We start from the raw sequence: 19,519 nt of genomic DNA, 5'->3' as shown, positions 1-19,519 counted from the left end.
AATTGGCGGGTCACGGCGGGCCGGTAAGGGCAATCGCAATTTCGGGCGATGGCAATAATGTGCTGTCGGGCAGCTTCGACACCGCCGCAATCCGATGGTCGCTCGCGACCGAGTCCGCCGAACAGGTCCTTCGCTTCCACTCAGATGCCGTGAACGCGGTTGCCTTCCTGAAGGATGGGCGGATGGTGACCGCCGGAGCGGATGCGAAGGTCGCGATTTGGACGCTGGGCCGGCAGCATCCGGATCAGGTTTTCGAGGGCCATACCGCACCGGTCGTTTCACTTGCCGTCTCGCCGGACGGCGCAAGGCTGGCTTCTGCCTCCTGGGACCGCACGGTTCGCCTCTGGTCACTGGACGACGGCACGCAACAGGTGCTGGAAGGGCATTCGCAGCAGGTCAATGGCGTCGCATTCACGCCCGATGGACGATCTCTGGTGAGCGTCGGATATGATCGTGAGTTGAGGATCTGGCCATTGGCGGGTGGCACCCCAAACGTCATTGCGCTGGGAACACCCCTTAACGCCGTGGCAGTCACGCCTGACGGCGAGATCGTCGCGGGCGGTGCCGATGGGAAGCTGCGCTTTCTGACGATGGAGGGCCGCGAAAGCGGCGAGGTGCAAGCCGGGCAGACGCCCATTGTCGCGCTGGCGATCTCTCCGGACGGCACCTTGGTCGCGGCTGCGGGAATTGGCGACAGCGTCGCCGTGATTGATCGCAAAGCGCGGACGGTCGCACAAGCGCTGACCGATTCCGGTTCCCCCGTGTGGTCGGTCGCATTCCTGCTGGACAACGCAACATTGCTGACCGGCAGCGCTGACGGCAAAATCCGGCGCTGGAACGCGCGGACCGGTGTATCCATCGGCGCGTCGCAAGCCGCGCCAAGCGATCCGCTTGCCGCCTATGCCGGAGATCCCGGCGCCGAGGTGTTCAGGGCGTGCGTTGCTTGTCACACTCTGTCGGAGAAGGACGCGCAACGTGCCGGCCCCACGCTTGCAGGCCTGTATGGACGCAGGATCGCGTCGTTGCCCGGCTATCGCTTCTCGGACCCCCTCAAGAGCATGAACATCGTATGGACGCCCGAGACGGTGTCGAAATTGTTCGAGCTCGGTCCGAATGCCTATACGCCCGGTACGAAAATGCCCGAGCAGCGGATTGGATCTGCGGAGGATCGCAAGGCTCTAACCGATTTTCTCGGGCGCGCAACATCGAAATGACGCTTCTTGGTGCGGCTCTAATACCCGGGCCATCGCTCGACCGGAAGATCCGTCAAATCCGGATGGCTCTTGAGCATGGCGGAGACGTCCATGTTGGGATGATCCTTCATTGCCTCCGTGACGCAACTATTGACGTATTTCCGGCGCGAGAGCCACTTGATCTTCTTGCCCTTCGCTTCCGCCTTGCAGGCCACGATCGCTCGATTGAGGGCGACCTTGTCGGCCTTCGATACGGCAGCCGCGGCCGGCACAGTCTGCATTGCAATGACACCAATAAACAGCGTGGTCGCGAAGATTCCTGCGTTTGTGAAACGAAACATAACGCACTCCCCATTGTTGCTTGTCGATTGATTGCTTGTTCGTGATTTCCGGCTAATCCTTGTTTTCTCGCTGGCGTAAATAATCGTCCGTTGTACGGGGCGGAGCGCGTTCCGGAATGCCATTGAACGGATCGAACTGCTGCTCGCTCATGGCGACGACGCGGCAGTCGGCGCACATCCTGACTACGTCCAGCCGCTTGTCGCCCGCGGGATACATCCAGTGCCGGCCCTCGAGCGTCGCCGCGATCTTCTCGATCGTGCTCTTCACGCCGAAGGGCGTGCCGCAGCGTATGCAAAGCGCCGGCTCTTCCTCTCTGATGATCCGGGCTGGAGCGGTGGCGGCGCGGAAGTCGATCTGCGGCTTCAAGGTGATGACCTTTTCCGGGCAGGTGCTCTGGCACAATCCACACTGCACGCAGGCATCTTCGACGAATTTAAGCACGGGACGCTCGGGATCGTCGCGGAGGGCACCAGTGGGGCAGGCCGAGACGCAGGCTAGGCACAGGGTGCAGCCGTCCACGTTGACACTGATCGCTCCGAGCGGCGCGCCTTCTGGCAAGGCAATCACGTCAGTCGGCGCAGGCGCAACGCGATGCAACTCGCGAAGGGCGAAACGAAGCAGGTCACGCCGCTTGCCCACCGTCTTGAAGGTTGCGGGAGGCTCTGCGGCCGGCGCGGGCCCGATTATCCGCAGCACGTTTCCCAGCACATCCGGATCATCCGTTTCGATCGTCGAGACACGCTCGCCGGAGAATCCAAGCCCGGAAACAATGGCGTCAGCCATCGCTATGGTTCGGCGAATACCGGCGACATCGTGCCGCGGTTTGGCCTGCAGCAGAAAGCGGATTGCCGCCGTGCCATAGGCAAAGGAGGCTGCAATCGCTTCGAGGCCGACCTGCGTCACCTCGTTGACGGCGAACGGCAGCACGTTGGCAGGAAGCCCGTCGCCGTGGCGGGCGAGAGCATCAATCAGCGCGGTGCCATGTTGGCCATCGTGAAACAGGACAACGGCATTCAAGCCGCCGGCTTCACGATAAGTCAGCAGCGTCGCGCGCAATTTGTGAAGCAGGGCGTCGGCCGGCGGCAAGGCATAGGTTGCGGCGCCGGTCGGACAGGCCGCGGCGCACTGCCCGCAGCCGGCGCAGACCTCCGCATTGATCCTGACGTGATCGCCATCCGGGGTGATCGCTCCGGTCGGGCAGAGATCGAGGCATCGATGGCAGCCTGTCAATTTCGAGCGCGAATGGACGCAAATCTCGGGGGTGAAATTGACGTATTTGGGCTTGTCGAAGCTGCCGACGAGGTCGCGTGCCCTCAGCACGGCACGCAGCATCGCAGCCGGATCTCGCGGGTCGGCGCGGAGATAGCCGTCGCGCAGCTCGTGGGCGGAGAAAAGCGGCGTTCCGCCGGAGAGATCAAGGACGATGTCGCAACGCGATGTCAGGCCGTTGCGGGAAGCTTCGAAGACCAGCGCGTTGCGCGAGGAGGGGCGCGGGGCCGCATAGTCATCGACCGTCAACTCGAACGCTCCCAGATAGCCCCGGGCGTTGCGGATCGATCCCTGAACAATGGGGAACGAGGTCGTTGCCGGCGGCATGATCTGCGGCGGCTTTGTGATCATGACCGTCACGTCGAGATGCTCGGCAAGCAGTCGACCAGCTTCGATTGCAACTTCGTCGCGGCCGTAGATCAGGATCACCCCTCCGCTCGACAAGGTGACAAGCGGAAAATCCGGCATAGCCTCCGACGCCGCTGCAAGCAGAGCTGCCATTTTTGGGCCCGCCTTCGCACCCTCCGCCGACCAGCCGGCCGTCTCCCGAAGGTTGACGAATTCGATCGCTCCGTCACGCTCCTTCGCTTCCTCGCCAAACAGCGCCGCCTCTTGGGTGCAGCCGACGATGAGTGGTCCATCCGCCTTTGCCGCATTGCGAAAATAGCCAAGTTCGGCACGGCAGAGATGCCGGAATCCGGCGATTTCGTTTTTGCGGCATCCTCGCCTGATCGCGCCCGTGTCGAGGTGCATCGTGTCCTCGCACGAGCAGATCAGGATCGTCTTGGGCGGTTCGGACATGCGCGGCAGCTTACCTCCCTGAGAGGCAGGGAACGATCGCGAGCAGACTCGCGTCAATCCCTCTGCTCGATTAAGTTATTCTCGCGAGAAAGGAAAAGGAAGCTGGAGGTCCGACTGACACCGACAGCCCCCAGGCGCTCTGCGGTTGTGGAGCCCATCAATCTGCCTCCGCCGTTCACGCTGGTGAGGCTGCGCGAAAGTCGTGACGCCTTTGCCCACGCAACCGATATCGCAAAAGCGAGTGGGGCAGGTACGCTGACCTATGTGGGGCGGTTCGATCTTGCGGAGTTCGCAGTCGTGCTCGAACCAAGCGAGCCGTTGCGCACGGCGCGCCGCGCTGTCTACGCTGGAATGGTGGCGCTGACCGATGCATTGCGTGCCTATGCACCGCCGAACAAGGAGATCGCGATCGACTGGCCCGACGCGATCCGTGTCGACGGTGGCCTTGTTGGCGGCGGACGGCTTAGCTGGCCGCCATCAGCAAAGGAGGACAAGCCTCCGCGCTGGCTGGTGTTCGGCGCCATGATCCGGACTGTGACGATGAGCGACACGGACGCCGGCGTGTACCCGCTCGCTTCCGCGCTGGATCAGGAGGGGTTTGGCGAGGCCGGAGCCGTTCAGGTCACGGAAAGCTTCGCGCGGCATCTGATGCGTGCGCTGGACGGCTGGCAAACCGACGGGTTCGACGGTATCGCGCGTGAATTCCTGGGGCGGCTGTCGCGTGAGCCGCAGATTACGCATGTGATAGCTGACAATGGCGACCTCATCACCCGCCGGATCGGAACAGAAGTGACCGCCCGGCAGGACCTGAGAAAAGGCTTGCTGTCGCCCTCATGGCTCGATCCAAACCTCGGAGGGCCGCGCCTGTGAAACTCTTGCGCACCATCGCGCTCGATCCGTCTGACAGGTTCGTATTCGACGTGGCCGCGGAGCCCGGAGATTGGGCGGTTTCGGGCGCGTTCCGCTTTTGCGATCAGGATCCGGCGAAGCTGGGCGGCAAGGCCCGTTCGGCGTTTCGCAGCGGCTTTCTTGGCGTGCAGTCCTGGGGCTGGTCGACGCTGGCGCAAATCGTTCCAGCGTCAGAGGACGACCGCCGGGCGTTGGTGGAGCTCCTTGCAAAACAGTTGGTGGAACAGTTCGGCTCGCCGGATATTGCAACCGCGCACGATGCCGCGGCGGAGGAGGTCGCCTTTGCGCAGTCACTCTGCACCCATCCCGTCAGCACGTTGATCGCCGTCCATCGTTCGGCGAGCGATGGCGAGGTCCGCGAGTCATTCCGCAGGTTGCAACTGCGGGAGGGGCAGCGTCACGGCAATGCGTTCTCGTTCATGGAAATCGAGGATGACCTCGAGCCGGACAGCAATCTCAACCTTGCGAATATCAGCGCGGAGCCATTACCGCGATGAGGGATTTCTGGATCACTTGCGGCCATCACCTGCTCGATCGAAATGCCGGCGGTGGGCTCGTTGCGACGGAACAGTTTCTGAAGGCCTATTTCGCCCGTCGCGAGTTGATGCCGCCGGACGATGCCTGTGAGACCGAACGCAAGCTGCATCGGGAGCTGCTCGCGGACCCGCGCCGGGCGGTGCCGGGGGAAGAGGTCGCCGCGATCGTCGATGCGGATGCGCGGGAGAATTGGCAGTTCGTGTTGGCATTCCGCGACCTCTTGCTACGTGAACCCACGTTGGAAGCGGCCTATCTTGCGCTGGTTCGTTCGGGATCGATCAACCTGCCGCCACTGTTCCTGAACCAGCTCGTGCACGTCATCCTGCGCAACGCACTCGATGGCTGCGAGGATTCGTTCGTGCTGCGCGCGGCCGAACTCTTCTTCCGGCCTCAGCGCATTGTGCCGCACGAGCATTCGTTGCTGCTGGGGGACGAGGAAGTCGTCGGTGGAACCAGCCCGGCGCCGGTGTTGTCGCTGATCTCCATGTTGGGAGCCACGAGTGGAACGGGGATCGACGTCTTGAGCGATGCGAATGCCGACAGCTACTGGCATCGCAGCGATCAGTTCGACCTTGCGCTCGATTTCAGCAGCGGAACGCGGGGGCCGGCTGCGCTGGCGGACGTCATGAAACTCTGGATTTCGCATTTGCTTGGGGTCGACGTCGTAATCGAGCCGGTGACTGCACTGCGTGATGCGAACCTCGCCTGGTATGTTGGGCTCGATGCTGAAGCCACCGGGATCGGCGACCGGCTGTGGCATGGCGAGACGCTCGATGATCGAACGATGACGCGCGTGCTGGCGTTCTTCAGGGTGACTTTTGCCGACGCACATCTGGTCGTCGACGCTATCAGGTGTGAGGGCGTCTATCTGATCCTGGCAATGAGCCCCGATCGCCTTGTGCGGATGAAGCCGCAGAATCTGTTGACGGGCTTGCCAATCAAACACCTGGAGGCTGCGACGTGAGTTCCGCCGCCCTGCCGTTGTTGCGCATTCCGCTCGGCGTCGTGGTCGAGCGGGCAAGGGCGGATTCCCCGTGGATTGATTTTGTCTGGCGCGGCGCAGGCGTGTTGCCGGATGAGCCTGACATGACGCCGTGGACGGTCATACGGGAGCAGGAGGGAACGACACTGTTTTATGCCGGGAGCGCGATGGTCGATCTCTATCGTTCGGAAGCAGCGCGCTACCGCGACAATCTCGCCAGCGGTGATCCCAGTGTCTGGATTATATTGACTCCTTCCGAGGACGTCTGGCCCTATGTTGTTTCGGCAGTCACCGCGGACCCTGCGGAAGGGGAGGCATTCACCGAAGCCGGTGCCAATCTGGTCGAGGCGGTGCCGATGCCCGAGGTGCTACGTCAGGCGATTGAAAAGTTCATCGCGCAGCACCACGTTGAGACGGAGTTCGTCAAGCGCGAGCGGCGACGCGCCGATCCGGAGGCGCTTGCGCGTCGTCGCCACGAAGGTGGGCATGAATGAGTGACGAGCGTTTTCTGGCGCGCTGGTCGCGTCGCAAGCAGGAGGCGATGGCCGATCACGTCGGACCGGCGCCGGAACAAGCGGTCGAGGCGAGCGCGCCGGCGCCGGCAGACCCTGCGCCGGCGGTGCCGGCTCTCCCCCAGCCGGATCTTTCGAACTTGCCTCCCATTGAATCGATTGATGTCGCCACTGACATCACGGCTTTCCTACGCAAAGGCGTTCCGCAGGAGTTGAGCCGGGCGGCGCTTCGTCGTGCCTGGAGTGCCGATCCCGCCATCCGCGATTTTGTGGGGTTGGCGGAGAACGCCTGGGACTTCAATGACCCGAACGCCATGGCGGGGTTCGGTCCATTAGACAATTCAGCCGAGCAGGTTGGCGCGCTTGCTCGTCGCATCGTCGGGGATGTGGCGGAGGCCGCCAAAAGCCTGGCCAACCCGCAAACGGAGGCCGCCGAAGCGGGAGCGCAATCGGCTCATCTGCCGCCCGATCTTGGGCCGTCATCCAACCCGGTGAAGACAATCACGATTCCCCAACGGCTCGGGGAGCGCGCGGTCGAGGAATTGCCGCCCGATTGTGCTGCACCGCAACCAATAGCTGCGAGTGATGCGAGTGAAGAGACTGCCGTTCCGCGTCGCACACATGGCGGTGCGCTGCCCCGCTAGACTGCGACTAAATGCGATAGCCTCAGCCTATGGCTGCTGATTGACCGCTTCCCGACGCGCGCCGTATTCTCCCACCTGCAAACGCAATTGGCCCCTGAGATAGGAGGTCGGCGTGCGCGATGCGGGACTTGAACGTGCGATCGGTGCCGCGGGCGGTGTTGCCGAGCTTGCCCGAAAGATAGGTATTGCCCAGCCGTCAGTGTCGAACTGGAACAGGGTGCCTGCGCAACGCGTGATCGCGGTCGAGACCGCAACGGGCGTCCCGCGCAAGCTGCTTCGCCCCGATCTCTACAGCGAGCCTGTCGTGGTAGGCGACGAAGTTGATCCGATCGATGCGGCGCGTGCTCGGGAATACGCGCTGCTTGCAAACTTGCTTTGGTCCGCGCCGTCGGCAGCATTGCTTGAGCAGATCGCGCAGTTGAAGGGCGATGCAACGCCGCTGGGGCGCGCCCACGCAGCTCTTGCCGACGGTGCATCGGTTGCCGTCGCATCCGAGGTCGAGCGCGAATATTTCGATTTGTTCGTCGGTCTCGGCCGTGGCGAGCTGCTGCCTTATGCGTCCTACTACCTGACCGGCTTTCTCAACGAACGTCCTCTGTCGCGCCTGCGCGACGATCTGGCCGCGCTCGGCGTCGAGCGGGTAGAGAACAATTTTGAACCCGAGGATCACGCGGGGACGCTGTGCGAGATCATGGCGGACCTTGCGGCGGCGCGTTTGCCGGCTTTGCCGGATACACAACGCGCCTTCTTCGAAAAGCACGTCTCCCGCTGGATGGGACGTTTGTTCGCCGACATGGAGAAGGCGCAGAATGCGAGATTCTACCGGTCGGTTGGAACGCTTGGCCGAGTGTGGCTTGAGATAGAAACCGAGGCTTTCACGTTCGCCAACTGACCGGCGCCGCTGGTTCGGGAGAAATACGATGAAAGATGAGAGGAAAACGACAACCGGCCGCCGAGACTTTCTTCGCAAGGTCGGAATCGGCACCGTCGGTGCGGGAGCGACGCTGGCGGCACCCTTGATCGCGCCCGCGCAAGCCGACAGCGAGACCGACGATGAGAAACGCAAGGCGCGCTACAAGGAAACAGACCATGTGAAGACCTATTACCGCGTCAATCGTTATCCGGGTTGAGGGAGGCGGCCGTGCTGATCAAGAGAACACAACAGCGTTCCGAAATCGCCTCAAGCGGATCCATCGCGGCTGGCTTGTCGGGGCAAGGGAGTGGTCTCGACCGCCGCACCTTCCTGCGCCGCTCGGGCCTTGCTGGCGGTGCGCTCGCCGCGTTGAGCACGCTGCCGCTTGGCAGCGTACGGACGGCGAAAGCGGCAATGGCCGGTCCCCTCACATCCGGGGCGGCGGTTCGCAAGAGCATTTGTACGCACTGCTCGGTGGGATGCACCGTGACCGCGGAGGTGTTGAACGGGGTCTGGATCGGTCAGGAGCCGAGCTGGGATTCTCCGATCAATCGCGGATCGCATTGCGCGAAGGGCGCCTCCGTGCGCGAGCTCGTGCACAGCGAGCGCCGGCTCCGCTATCCGATGAAGCTGGTGGATGGACAGTGGACGCGCGTCTCCTGGGACACTGCGGTCAACGAGATCGGCGAGAAGCTGCTCGAAATTCGCGGGAAGTCCGGTCCTGATTCCGTCTACTGGCTTGGATCGGCCAAGATGACCAATGAGGGCTCCTATCTGTTCCGCAAGCTCGGCGCGTTCTGGGGCACCAACAACACCGACCATCAGGCGCGCATCTGCCATTCGACGACCGTCACCGGCGTGGCCAACACGTGGGGTTACGGCGCGATGACCAACAGCTTCAACGATATCCGCAACGCCAAGACGCAGATCATCATGGGCGGGAATCCAGCCGAGGCCCATCCGGTATCGCTTCAGCATCTGCTTGAGGGCAAGGAGTTGAAGAAGGCCAATTTTGTCGTCATCGATCCGCGCCTGACGCGTACGGCGGCGCACGCGACCGAATACGTGCGCATGCGGCCGGGCACCGATATTCCGGTGCTCTATGGCATGATGTGGCACATTCTCCAGAACGGGTGGGAGGACAAGGAGTTCATCAAGCAGCGCGTCTACGGTTTCGACGACCTGCGCAAGGAAGTGGAGAAATGGAACCCGGAGGAAGTCGAGCGCGTCAGCGGCGTTCCTGGCGAACAGCTCAAGCGTGTCGCCAAGATGCTGGCCACCGAGAGGCCGGCGACGCTGATTTGGGCCATGGGCCAGACCCAGAAGACGGTCGGCACTGCAAACGTGAGGGCGAGCTGCATCGCGCTGCTGCTGACGGGCAACGTCGGTGGCCCCGGCACAGGCGCCAACATCTTCCGTGGCCATGACAACGTGCAAGGGGCGACGGACGTGGGGCTCGATATCGTCACGCTTCCGTTCTACTATGGACTGGCCGAGGGCGCGTGGAAGCACTGGTCGCGAGTCTGGGAGGTTGACTACGACTTCCTGAAGTCCCGCTTCGATAGCAAGCAGATCATGGAAACCCCCGGCATTCCGCTCACCCGCTGGTTCGAAGCGGTGACACTGCCGAAGGATCAGATCGCACAGAAAGACAATGTGCGGGCGATGTTCGTGCAGGGACACGCCAGCAACAGCATCACGCGCGTTCCTGAATCCCTGAACGGTCTGAAGGCGCTCGAACTGCTTGTCGTCGCCGACCCGCATCCGACCACCTGGGCATCGCTCGCGGTGGAGGCAGGACGCAAGGATGGCCTCTATTTGCTCCCGGTTGGCACGCAATTCGAATGCAAGGGTTCGCGCGTCGCCTCAAACCGCTCGCTGCAATGGGGCGAGCAGATCGTAAAGCCGGTCTTCGAATCGAAGGATGACCTCGAGGTCATGTACCTCGTGGCGAAGAAACTCGGCTTCGCCGACAAGATGTTCAAGAACATCAAGGTGGAGAACAATCTGCCGGAAGCCGAGGATATCCTGCGCGAGATGAATCGCGGCAGCTGGTCGACCGGCTATTGCGGCCAGTCGCCCGAGCGCCTCAAGGCGCACATGAAGAACCAGGCCAAGTTCGACTTCCTGACCATGCGGGCGCCCAAGGACGATCCGGAAGTCGGCGGCGACTATTACGGCCTGCCGTGGCCTTGCTGGGGTTCGCCCGAGGTGCGCCATCCCGGCACGCCGCTGCTCTACAATACCAACCTGAGCGTGATGGATGGCGGCGGCACGTTCCGTCCGCGCTTCGGTATCGAGCGCGAGGAGAAGCTTGCGGACGGCACCACGCGCAAGGTGAGCCTGCTTGCAGAGGGGTCCTATTCCAAGGACTCCGAGATCACGGACGGCTATCCGGAATTCACGCTGGCGAGCCTGAAGAAGCTCGGCTGGGACAAGGATCTCAGCGAGGCGGAGATGGCCACCATCACCAAGATCAACTCCGCCAATCCGGATGCGGTCTCATGGTCGCTCGACCTGTCCGGCGGCATCCAGCGCGTGGCGCTCAAACACGGCTGTGTGCCCTACGGCAACGGCAAGGCGCGCATGAATGCGTTTGGCCTGCCTGATCCGATTCCAGTACATCGCGAGCCGATCTACACGCCGCGGGTCGATCTGGTTGCGAAATATCCGACGCTGCCCGACGCCAAACAATTCCGCCTGCCCAATATCGGCTTCTCCGTGCAGAAGGCGGCGGTGGAGAAGGGGATCGCGAAGCAATTTCCGCTCATCCTGTCGTCCGGTCGTCTCGTCGAGTACGAGGGGGGCGGCGAGGAGACCCGCACCAACCCATGGCTTGCCGAATTGCAGCAGGACATGTTTATCGAGATTAGCCCCGCCGATGCCGCCGATCGCGGCATCAAGGATGGCGGCTGGGTCTGGGTGACTGGCGCCGAAAACAATTCGCGCGCCAGGATGAAGGCGCTGGTGACCGAACGCGTCGGCAAGGGGGTCGCGTGGATGCCGTTCCACTTCGGCGGCTGGTTCGCGGGCAAGGATCTGCGCGGCAATTATCCGAAGGGCACCGATCCGATCGTGCTCGGCGAAAGCGCGAACACCATCACCACCTACGGATACGATCCGGCGACCGGCATGCAGGAGCCCAAAGTCACCCTCTGCCAGATCGCGGCGGCATAAGGAGCAACGGCCATGGCACGTATGAAATTCCTCTGCGACGCCGACCGTTGCATCGAATGCAATGCCTGCGTCACCGCCTGCAAGAACGAGCACGAAGTGCCCTGGGGCATTAACCGGCGCCGCGTCGTCACCATCAATGACGGCAAACCGGGCGAGCGTTCCGTCTCGATGGCCTGCATGCATTGTACCGACGCCCCATGCGCGGCAGTGTGCCCGGTGAACTGCATCTACACGACGGCCGACGGTGTCGTGCTTCATTCCAAGGACCTCTGCATCGGCTGCGGCTATTGCTTCTACGCCTGTCCGTTCGGCGCGCCGCAATATCCGAAGGTCGGCAACTTCGGCTCGCGCGGCAAGATGGACAAGTGCACCTTCTGCGCCGGAGGCCCAGAAGCCGACGGCAGCAAGGCGGAGTACGAGAAATACGGCGCAAACCGTCTCGCCGAAGGCAAGCTACCGCTCTGCGCCGAGATGTGCTCGACCAAGTCGCTGCTTGCCGGCGACGGTGAAATCATTGCCCAGATTTACAAGGAGCGTGTGATGAAGCGCGGTTACGGCTCTGGCGCTTGGGGTTGGAAGACCGCGTATCGCGAGACGATCGAGTCTTGAAAAACCGCATCGCCAGCGATCACCCAATATTGGGAGGAATTGATGGTGTGTCTTGCGCGATTTGCCCGTCTCCTGATTGGCACCGGCGTGCTGCTGCTGCTCATCTCCGCGGCTTCACCGTCCATCGCCCAGCAGGTCAACCCCACCGCAAGCTCGGTCAAGGAGCAACAGCTTCTGCAGGAGTTGAAACGGGTCCAAGGACGCGTCAGCATCCCCGACCAGCGCTCCGGCGTGCTCGAGCAGCCGGCAGGCCGTGAATGGCGTGAGTTCCGCAACGTGACGCTGCACTGGATAGGCGGTGTCGCCATTCTTGGCATGCTTGCGGCGTTGATCATTTTCTATCTGAGCCGCGGCATGGTGCGGCTTCAGAGCGGTCGTTCGGGCCGGACCCTCGTGCGCTTTAGCTCATTCGAACGCTTCGTGCACTGGATGACGGCGACCTGCTTCATCATACTCGCGCTTTCGGGATTGAACATTACTTTCGGCCGTACGCTGCTTCTGCCCTGGATGGGTCACGAAGCGTTTTCCGAATGGTCGCAATGGGCGAAATATGCGCACAACTACCTGAGCTTCCCGTTCACGATTGGCGTCGTTCTGATCTTCCTGATGTGGCTCGCTGGCAATATCCCGAACAAAGTGGATGTCGATTGGGTCAAGCGCGGCGGCGGTATCGTGGGTCATGATCATCCGCCGGCCTATCGTTTTAACGCCGGCCAGAAGGCGATCTATTGGATCGTGGTTATCGGCGGAGGCCTGGTGGCAGCCACCGGATATACGCTGATGTTCCCCTTCTACCTGTCAGGCATCGAAGGGATGCAACTCGCGCAGGTGGTTCACTCGATCGTGGCGATGCTCTTCATGGCGGTGATGCTGGCGCATATCTATATCGGCACGATCGGCATGGAAGGGGCGTTCGAGGCGATGGGTAGCGGCACCGTCGACGTCAACTGGGCGAAGGAGCACCATAGCCTCTGGCTCGAAGAGGAGAATGCGCGTACCGGCGCAAACGACGCGCGAACACAGCCCACTGCCGCAGAGTAGGTGGCGCACGCAGCCCTGGACGTTGGCGAATCCCACTAAAGGCGCACGCCCGTCGTTGCGAAGGCCTGTTGGACCGGCTCCTGCGCGCGGTTTAGAACTGCGGCTCCAATTGCCGCCAGAGCAATGGCAGCTGCGCAGGCGAGCAAGAAGGACTTCATCGCTGTCTCCCAAGAAGGTCGGGATGTCGTGAGCTTACATAAAACAGCTCGTCGCGCATAGCGCTGTCATCTGCCATCGACTGATGCGCGCTGTGCGGGCGGCATGTGCACACGCACCCGACTGCACCACATGTGCGCTGACAATCCGAGGTGCGATTTTGCTTCCAATTGCGGAGGGTCGAGCCATATTCTTCAGCCGGTCCAGTCACACAGGAGACGAAATAGATCAGTGAAATAATGGCTTGCGTTGAAAGTTTCCGTCGCCATGATGGATTGGAGCGAGATCTCAGGCTTTCAATCGATTAGAAGGCGGCGTATGCACCGGGAGATCAAGAGAAATCTTATGATCAAGTATCGTTAGCTCGCCTGTGGGGCGAGTTGTCGATGCTATGCGCGAGAATGGAATTCGATCTCGCGGGGCTCACCGTTTGCTGTGGCCCGTTCCTATGTGCTCCCTTCGGGCTTACCGTGAGGATGAACCAAATTGTCCGACCATGTCTTGGCGATATGGGGAAGAGACAGGTCGTGCTTCCGGTCGAGCAGAAGTTCGAGGACGCGCGGCGGCGTCAACGGGAGCTCTTGGATGCGCCTTTTTGTGGCGTTTGCAACAGCGCACGCGATGGCCGCTCCGACATTGAGAATTGGTACCTCGCCCGCACCCTTGGTCCCGAACGGTCCGATTGACGGCGCACCCTCATAGAGACTGATTTCAACCGGCACGACATCGAGTGCCAGTGGCACACGATAAGTTTCGAAGCCGTTCTGGCAGACCCGGCCGTTGCCGCCGATCGTGACTTCCTCGTGCAGCGCATAACCCAGCCCCTGCACGACGCCGCCCTGGATCTGGCCGTGGATGGCGCGCGGATTCAGCGCGCGGCCGACGTCTTGGACCACGCGATAGCTCAGCACCTCGACATGTCCGGTGTCCGGATCGACGGCGACCTCGTAATCGTGGACCGCGAAGACCGGGATGTCGATCGCGTCGATGAAATGTCCGGCTACGCAGCCCGGCATCGCCGGCACGCCGGCGCCGGTGAAGGCGCCGGTGCCGGAGACCGGGCCAGCCAGCGCCTGGGCGCGGGTCGCGACCTCCGTGACGGTACGGCCGGAGCCCGGCGCCCCGGCGATCTCGATCCGCCCGTTGCGCATCACGAGGTCGCCGGGCGCAGCCTCGATCATCTCGGAGGCGACCTTCAATAGCTTCGTGCGCACCTCCTGCGCTGCCGATAGGCTGGCCGCGCCGAGCGAGACGGTGGTGCGGCCGCCGCCGACGCCGACGTCATAGCCGGCCGCATCGGTATCGGCCGCGCGGACGATCACGTGCTCGGGTGCGATGCCGAGCGTGCTGGCGACGATCTGCGGTAGGCTCTGCATCATCGAGCCGGATCCGATCTCAACACCCGACGTGACCAGCGTCGCCGTGCCGTCGGCATTCATGTTCACCGTCGCGGCCGATGGGCCGACGAAGACGAACCAGGTGCCGATGGTGGTCGCGCGTCCGTAGAGCCGGCCGTCGCTGCGCGCCGGCGGCGGCGCGGCCGCATCGCGCAGCGTATCCATCCGCTCGAGCATGGGGCCGAGTACATCGCCTTCGAAGACCTGGCCGGTGGCGCCCAGATCCCGGTCGCCGAGCACGTTGCGGCGGCGGAACGCGAGCGGATCCATCCCGATCCGCGCCGCGATCTCGTCGGTGTGCCGTTCGAGCGCAAAGGTGTTGTAGACGCCGTTACAGCACCGGAACGCACCGTTCGGCGTAGTGTTGGTGTAGACCGCGCGCGAGATCATGCGCACGCTGCCAAGCCTGTAATTGCCGCCGAGCGTGTGCGCAGTCATGGTGGTCAGGAAGATCTGTTCGCCGCCATAGGCGCCGCAGTCCATCAGGACGACCGCCTCGCGGCCCACGATTTCTCCCTTGCGCGTCACCGCCGAACGGATGCGGATATCGGCGTTCTCGCGGAACAGGCAGGTGAGCATCTCCTCCTCGCGCGAGTTGACGAGGCGCACCGGCCGGCCGCTGGCGCGGGCGAGCAGGGCGGCGAACGGTTCGACCGCCAGATCGAACCCGCGCCATCGAGGCGAGCGTGTCGGATGCGATGCGCGGACCGCACCGCTGGGGAACGCAGGTCGACGGCACCGTCGATGTCGCCGTCAGCTACACCATCGCTGGATATTTCCTGCCACCGCTATTGTCGCGCTTCTGGCGTTCCTTCCCAGGCATCACGGTGCGTTTGCACGAGTTTTCGCGCGACGCGATCGAGCAGAGCCTGATCAGCGGCAGCGTCGATGCGGCGATCATGCTGATCGCAAACCTGCACGACCGCCGCTCCATTCGCTCGCGGCTCTTGTTGCGCTCGCCGCGTCGCTTATGGACATGCGTGAATCATCCACTTCTTCGCAAGGGCAGCATCACGCTGGCAGACCTGGCGGGCGAGCCCTATCTGATGTTGACCGTTGATGAAGCCGAACGCTCCGCCATGCGTTACTGGCAGCGTACGATGCACGTTCCGAACGTCATCTTCCGTACCCTTTCGGTTGAGGCGGTGCGGAGCATGGTTGCGACCGGTATGGGAATCACCATCCTTTCGGACATGGTCTACCGTCCCTGGTCGCTCGAGGGACATCGCATCGATCTCAAGACGCTCGATGACGACGTCCACACCATGGACGTCGGGCTTGCCTGGAAAAGCGAGACGAAGTTGTCTGCGACGGCTCGCGCGTTCTGCGAGTTTGTCGCCCATTCGTATCCTGGATCTGATCCCGTCCAATTCGACTAGCGACCCGCTTGGCCCTGTCGAAGAAAGGTTTGAAGATGGATCTCATTGGCCTTCTTCGACTGCAGCTGGCTCAAACTGGTCCGTGATGGATCGGAGCGAGAGTTCAAGTTCTACAATCAGTTGAACGGCGGCGTGTGCACCGGGAGATCAAGAAAATCTCGTCACAGACAACGTGAGCAGGCTTGTGGCGCATATGCAGGGTCTGAATTTCCGAGGGCCGGAGGCAGGCGAGTGCTTACGAGCAGTCGCAGTGGTTCGAAGTCGAACGATCGAAAAATCGTGGGTTTGATTCCCACTCTCTCCGCCATTTGCACGAGCAGCGGCAAGTAGGTGAGGGCGCCATGGCTGATCTCTCCGTCATTGACCGCTTCACCGAGACATTCTCGCGCTATAAAAGACTGATCGATCGCCAATGTCGCAGGGCCAGCGCCCTGCTTGGTGCGCTTTCTTCCAAACTCGATCAACCGCTCTCGATTGAGCGTGGGTAGTTTCACACCGCCGAGCTCGGTCTTCAGCGATGCCATCACGGCAGCTTTTGAGCGGCGAGGGGGCTTTCCAACCTCGCGCATGTCTTCGTCGTGAAGGTCAATCAGGTCGCCAAACGTGCAAACCGTTCCGCACCGCGCGTGGCTTGGACGATCCACTGCGATCTATATTGCGCCCCATTTCGAGCGCCCATTCTTCCCTGTCCTTGCGTCGTCGGAACGTCTCGGCCACCTAACGGGTCTTGCGGCGGACCTGGACGCGCCAGTTTCCCGATGCCAATTGAGTGAAGGTCGCCACGCGTGTGCACTCCGGCTTTCGTGTGCACTGAGAGGTCAAAACGGGTACAAACGTGTGGAATTTCGTCTAGTTTAGAGTGCATATGTTCTTCTTTCATCCCATTGAGAGTGTAGGATAAATCATTGGAATCGCAAGACTATCTCTTTTCTGTGGCCCCGATGATGGACTGGACTGACCGGCACTGCCGGGTCTTCCATCGTCTGATGTCGCGGCGGGCGCGGCTTTATACGGAGATGTTGACGACCGGGGCGGTGATCCATGGCGATCGGGCGCGGCTGCTCGGATTTGACGCGAGCGAGCATCCCGTGGCGCTGCAGCTTGGCGGCTCCGATCCGCAGGATCTCGCGAGCGCTGCCAGGATTGGTGAGGACTTCGGTTACGACGAGATCAATCTGAATGTCGGCTGCCCGTCCGATCGCGTGAAGGATGGCCGTTTCGGCGCCTGCCTGATGGCCGAGCCCGCGCTGGTCGCCGAGGGCGTCGCGGCCATGAAACGCGCGGTGAAAATTCCCGTCACGGTGAAATGCCGGATCGGCATCGACGATCAGGATCCGGAAGTCGCGCTCGATGTGCTGGCGCGTGGGGTGATCGCGGCCGGCGCGGATGCGCTGATCGTGCACGCCCGCAAGGCCTGGCTGAACGGATTATCGCCGAAGGAGAACCGCGACATCCCGCCACTCGATTACGATCGCGTCTATCGCCTGAAGGCGGCGTTGCCTGATGTGCCCATCATCATCAACGGCGGCATCGCGAGCGTTGCCGAGGCGAAGCAGCACCTCGCGCATGTTGACGGCGCGATGCTGGGACGCGCGGCCTATCAGGAGCCGTGGCAGCTGCTTGCCGTCGATTCCGTGCTGTTCGGCGAGGCCGCGCCGTATGCTGCAATGAAGGACGTGTTCGCGGCGATGATGCCCTATATCGAGGCGCAGCTTGCGCAGGGGACGCGGCTGCACGCCATCACGCGGCATTTCGTCGGCGCGTTCCACGGTGTCCCGGGCGCGCGTGCGTTCCGCCGTCATCTGGCGGAGAACGGCGTCACGCCGGGTGCCGGTGCGGACGTGCTGCGCGACGCGATTGCGCTGGTCGATGATCGCGTGCCGGCCTCGGTTGCCGCCTGAACGGACGCTGCCCCGTTCTAGCCTGAAGCCGCGAATATCTGCTGCATTATGCGGGCGACGGCTTGGCCCATCTCGTCGCCTTCTTCGCGCAAGCCCGCCATCGTGCCTGCGGCATCGGCGCCCGGTTTATTCTGGCCGAGTTTCTCGACGCATTCGAGCCGGCACGGACCGATGCGAAAGGCGACGATGCCGCCGAGAAGCCGCGTGACCAGATCTTGCGGCGCGTCGCTCAGCCGCCACCGACTTCTTCAACAGCCTGTTAGACGAATTGTGGATTTGTGCCACGGAAGGAGTGGGGCAATCTGCCGCATCGGAGCGCTGCGGCCACTGCATCTTGCGATGCGGGAAAACAGAGAGCCGCCTCGCGCGCCCAATTCCAAACAGCGATGTCAAATCGCCCGTGATCTGTGGTCGTGATCGCCTCACGATCATTCGGGGCTGCTGGAGTGACTTTGTCTTCATGAAATAACGTCCGCTAAAAATGCAAAACCGGGAGGTCTGGAATGGCTACGATTCGGGTGTCGATCAATCGTCGCACGCTCATCAAGTCCGGATTCGCTCTGGCCGGCAGCCAGGTGATTGGCGCGCCCTTCATCGTCAAATCGCTCGCGGACGAGCCGATCAAGATCGGAATGGTCAATCCGCTGACCGGCGTGCTGTCTGCGCTGGCGCAAAGTGAGGTCGACGGCGCTCGATACGCCGAAGCCGAAATCAACAAGAAGGGCGGCATTCTTGGCCGCCAGGTCCAGCTCCTGGTCGAAGATTCCGCGAACGATGTCGGCACCGGCGTGCAGAAGACCCGAAAGCTGATCGATCGCGACAATGTCGCGGTCATCCTCGGCGACGTGAATTCCGGCATCGCCTATGCGATGTCACAGGTCACCAACGAGAAAAAGATCTTCCATATCGTTCCCGGCGGCCACACCGATCCGATCACCGGAACGAGCTGCAAGTGGAACGTCTTCCGCATCTGCAACACCACGACGATGGACGCCAATGCGGTCACGCCGGAACTGGTAAAGAAGTTCGGCAAGAAGTGGTTCTTCATCACGCCGGACTATGCCTACGGCCACACCTTGCAGGATGCCTTCATCAAGGCGCTGAAGAAGGCAGGCGGGACATTCGAGGGCGACATGCTCCCGATCAACAACACCGATTTCTCCGCGACGCTGATCAAGGCGAAGGCCTACAAGCCGAACGTTCTGCTCAACAACATGGGCGGCCTCACGCAGATCAATTGCATGAAGCAATTCACGCAGTTCGGCATGCAGAAGGAAATGGCGCTTGGCGGCGCGCTGTTCGAGCTGGAAAGCGTCAAGGGATGTCCGCCCGACGCGCAGACCGGGTGGTGGACCATGGAGTGGTGGTGGAACCAGCCCAAGGTGCCTGAGGTCGTCAAGTTCGTCAGCGATTTCCGCGCTGCCACCAAGAAGACGCCCTCCGCGCGCGACTGGTTCGGATACGTGGGGATGCACACGGTCCGGTTGGCGGCAGAGAAGGCGAAGTCACTTGAAGGTCCGAAGATGGCGAAGGCACTGGAAGACCTCGAGCTGCCGCCGGACGTCGCGTTGCAACCTGGAAAGGTGCGCTACCGTGCCGGAGATCATGAATTGATGCCGAACATCTTCGTCGGCGAGGTTCATCCGCCGAAGGGCGAGCCGGATGATCTTTTCGCAGTCTCGGCGCTCGTTCCGGGCGAGGAGGCCGCGGGCTCGGTCGCGGACACCGGCTGCAAGATGGTGGCGCCGGCCTGATCC

The 19,519-nt window shown here is 62.3% G+C and carries 18 protein-coding genes and 1 pseudogene; 16 read left to right on the top strand and 3 right to left on the bottom strand.

The window, feature by feature from the left end; translation table 11 throughout:
- A partial coding sequence (locus AS156_RS28115; protein ID WP_245313099.1) for a c-type cytochrome occupies positions 1–1,214 on the top strand: 1,214 nt, incomplete at its 5' end.
- A gap of 17 nt (positions 1,215–1,231) precedes the next feature.
- Here the strand turns inward: AS156_RS28115 and AS156_RS28110 are convergent.
- The gene (locus AS156_RS28110) at positions 1,232–1,534 is read right to left on the bottom strand and encodes a hypothetical protein (RefSeq protein WP_245313098.1); all 303 of its coding nucleotides are present in this window, start codon (positions 1,532–1,534) and stop codon (positions 1,232–1,234) included.
- Between the two features lie 52 nt (positions 1,535–1,586).
- On the bottom strand, positions 1,587–3,557 hold the full coding sequence (locus tag AS156_RS28105) for a 4Fe-4S binding protein (RefSeq protein WP_066511554.1): 1,971 nt from the start codon (positions 3,555–3,557) through the stop codon (positions 1,587–1,589).
- Positions 3,558–3,767: 210 nt separating this feature from the next.
- On the opposite strand from AS156_RS28105, the gene AS156_RS28100 reads away from it, so the two are divergent.
- From AS156_RS28100 to AS156_RS28055, 10 genes are all read left to right on the top strand, one after another.
- Complete coding sequence (locus AS156_RS28100; RefSeq protein ID WP_066511552.1) at positions 3,768–4,475, top strand: biotin/lipoate--protein ligase family protein; 708 nt, start codon at positions 3,768–3,770, stop codon at positions 4,473–4,475.
- The gene (locus AS156_RS28095) at positions 4,472–5,011 is read left to right on the top strand and encodes a DUF6505 family protein (protein WP_082747772.1); all 540 of its coding nucleotides are present in this window, start codon (positions 4,472–4,474) and stop codon (positions 5,009–5,011) included. The genes AS156_RS28100 and AS156_RS28095 overlap by 4 nt, the downstream gene beginning before the upstream one ends.
- Positions 5,008–6,015 (top strand): DUF6352 family protein, encoded by a 1,008-nt coding sequence (locus AS156_RS28090; protein ID WP_066511445.1) that lies wholly within the window; start codon positions 5,008–5,010, stop codon positions 6,013–6,015. Before AS156_RS28095 ends, AS156_RS28090 begins: the two co-directional genes overlap by 4 nt.
- On the top strand, positions 6,012–6,527 hold the full coding sequence (locus AS156_RS28085; protein WP_066511443.1) for a DUF3305 domain-containing protein: 516 nt from the start codon (positions 6,012–6,014) through the stop codon (positions 6,525–6,527). Before AS156_RS28090 ends, AS156_RS28085 begins: the two co-directional genes overlap by 4 nt.
- Positions 6,524–7,189: a DUF3306 domain-containing protein gene (locus tag AS156_RS28080; protein WP_066511440.1), complete on the top strand. Its 666-nt coding sequence runs from the start codon at positions 6,524–6,526 to the stop codon at positions 7,187–7,189. Before AS156_RS28085 ends, AS156_RS28080 begins: the two co-directional genes overlap by 4 nt.
- 112 nt (positions 7,190–7,301) lie before the next feature.
- Positions 7,302–8,081: a molecular chaperone TorD family protein gene (locus AS156_RS28075; protein WP_066511437.1), complete on the top strand. Its 780-nt coding sequence runs from the start codon at positions 7,302–7,304 to the stop codon at positions 8,079–8,081.
- A gap of 28 nt (positions 8,082–8,109) precedes the next feature.
- Positions 8,110–8,319 carry a twin-arginine translocation signal domain-containing protein gene (locus AS156_RS28070; RefSeq protein WP_066511434.1) on the top strand — a complete coding sequence of 70 codons (210 nt, stop codon included), beginning with the start codon at positions 8,110–8,112 and terminating at the stop codon, positions 8,317–8,319.
- A gap of 11 nt (positions 8,320–8,330) precedes the next feature.
- Positions 8,331–11,279, top strand: a complete 2,949-nt coding sequence (locus AS156_RS28065) for a formate dehydrogenase subunit alpha (protein WP_066511550.1) — start codon at positions 8,331–8,333, stop codon at positions 11,277–11,279.
- Between the two features lie 12 nt (positions 11,280–11,291).
- On the top strand, positions 11,292–11,888 hold the full coding sequence (fdh3B, locus tag AS156_RS28060; RefSeq protein WP_066511431.1) for a formate dehydrogenase FDH3 subunit beta: 597 nt from the start codon (positions 11,292–11,294) through the stop codon (positions 11,886–11,888).
- Positions 11,889–11,930: 42 nt separating this feature from the next.
- Positions 11,931–12,929 carry a formate dehydrogenase subunit gamma gene (locus AS156_RS28055; RefSeq protein ID WP_066511428.1) on the top strand — a complete coding sequence of 333 codons (999 nt, stop codon included), beginning with the start codon at positions 11,931–11,933 and terminating at the stop codon, positions 12,927–12,929.
- A gap of 602 nt (positions 12,930–13,531) precedes the next feature.
- On the opposite strand, the pseudogene AS156_RS28050 reads toward AS156_RS28055, so the two are convergent.
- A pseudogene (locus tag AS156_RS28050) lies at positions 13,532–15,202 on the bottom strand (xanthine dehydrogenase family protein molybdopterin-binding subunit); the annotation flags it as partial.
- On the opposite strand from AS156_RS28050, the gene AS156_RS28045 reads away from it, so the two are divergent.
- The 5 genes from AS156_RS28045 (at position 15,181) to AS156_RS28025 (ending at position 19,516) form a co-directional block, all read left to right on the top strand.
- Positions 15,181–15,861, top strand: a complete 681-nt coding sequence (locus AS156_RS28045) for a LysR substrate-binding domain-containing protein (protein ID WP_245313103.1) — start codon at positions 15,181–15,183, stop codon at positions 15,859–15,861. The pseudogene AS156_RS28050 and the gene AS156_RS28045 sit on opposite strands and share 22 nt — an antisense overlap.
- Before the next feature lie 341 nt (positions 15,862–16,202).
- Entirely contained in the window at positions 16,203–16,349 is a 147-nt protein-coding gene (locus tag AS156_RS43050) for a hypothetical protein (protein WP_160331151.1), read from the top strand.
- Positions 16,350–16,766: 417 nt separating this feature from the next.
- Positions 16,767–17,762: a tRNA dihydrouridine(20/20a) synthase DusA gene (gene dusA, locus AS156_RS28035; protein WP_082747771.1), complete on the top strand. Its 996-nt coding sequence runs from the start codon at positions 16,767–16,769 to the stop codon at positions 17,760–17,762.
- A 62-nt stretch (positions 17,763–17,824) separates the two neighbouring features.
- Positions 17,825–18,025 carry a hypothetical protein gene (locus AS156_RS28030; RefSeq protein WP_066511421.1) on the top strand — a complete coding sequence of 67 codons (201 nt, stop codon included), beginning with the start codon at positions 17,825–17,827 and terminating at the stop codon, positions 18,023–18,025.
- 240 nt (positions 18,026–18,265) lie between these two features.
- Complete coding sequence (locus AS156_RS28025) at positions 18,266–19,516, top strand: ABC transporter substrate-binding protein (protein ID WP_066511418.1); 1,251 nt, start codon at positions 18,266–18,268, stop codon at positions 19,514–19,516.
- The last annotated feature ends 3 nt before the right edge of the window (positions 19,517–19,519 follow it).

Origin of the sequence: Bradyrhizobium macuxiense, assembly GCF_001542415.1 — a bacterium.
In the GTDB taxonomy this organism is placed as follows: Bacteria; Pseudomonadota; Alphaproteobacteria; order Rhizobiales; family Xanthobacteraceae; genus Bradyrhizobium; species Bradyrhizobium macuxiense.
This window is presented reverse-complemented; position numbering and strand designations above follow the sequence as displayed.

Excerpts from the sequence above, each read along its gene's own strand:
- AS156_RS28110 (WP_245313098.1), bottom strand. The coding sequence starts at position 1,534 with ATGTTTCGTTTCACAAACGCAGGAATCTTCGCGACCACGCTGTTTATT.
- AS156_RS28045 (WP_245313103.1), top strand. The coding sequence starts at position 15,181 with ATGCGCGGACCGCACCGCTGGGGAACGCAGGTCGACGGCACCGTCGAT.
- AS156_RS43050 (WP_160331151.1), top strand. The coding sequence starts at position 16,203 with ATGGCTGATCTCTCCGTCATTGACCGCTTCACCGAGACATTCTCGCGC.
- AS156_RS28090 (WP_066511445.1), top strand. The coding sequence starts at position 5,008 with ATGAGGGATTTCTGGATCACTTGCGGCCATCACCTGCTCGATCGAAAT.
- AS156_RS28105 (WP_066511554.1), bottom strand. The coding sequence starts at position 3,557 with ATGCACCTCGACACGGGCGCGATCAGGCGAGGATGCCGCAAAAACGAA.
- AS156_RS28070 (WP_066511434.1), top strand. The coding sequence starts at position 8,110 with ATGAAAGATGAGAGGAAAACGACAACCGGCCGCCGAGACTTTCTTCGC.
- AS156_RS28055 (WP_066511428.1), top strand. The coding sequence starts at position 11,931 with ATGGTGTGTCTTGCGCGATTTGCCCGTCTCCTGATTGGCACCGGCGTG.
- fdh3B (WP_066511431.1), top strand. The coding sequence starts at position 11,292 with ATGGCACGTATGAAATTCCTCTGCGACGCCGACCGTTGCATCGAATGC.
- AS156_RS28080 (WP_066511440.1), top strand. The coding sequence starts at position 6,524 with ATGAGTGACGAGCGTTTTCTGGCGCGCTGGTCGCGTCGCAAGCAGGAG.
- AS156_RS28025 (WP_066511418.1), top strand. The coding sequence starts at position 18,266 with ATGGCTACGATTCGGGTGTCGATCAATCGTCGCACGCTCATCAAGTCC.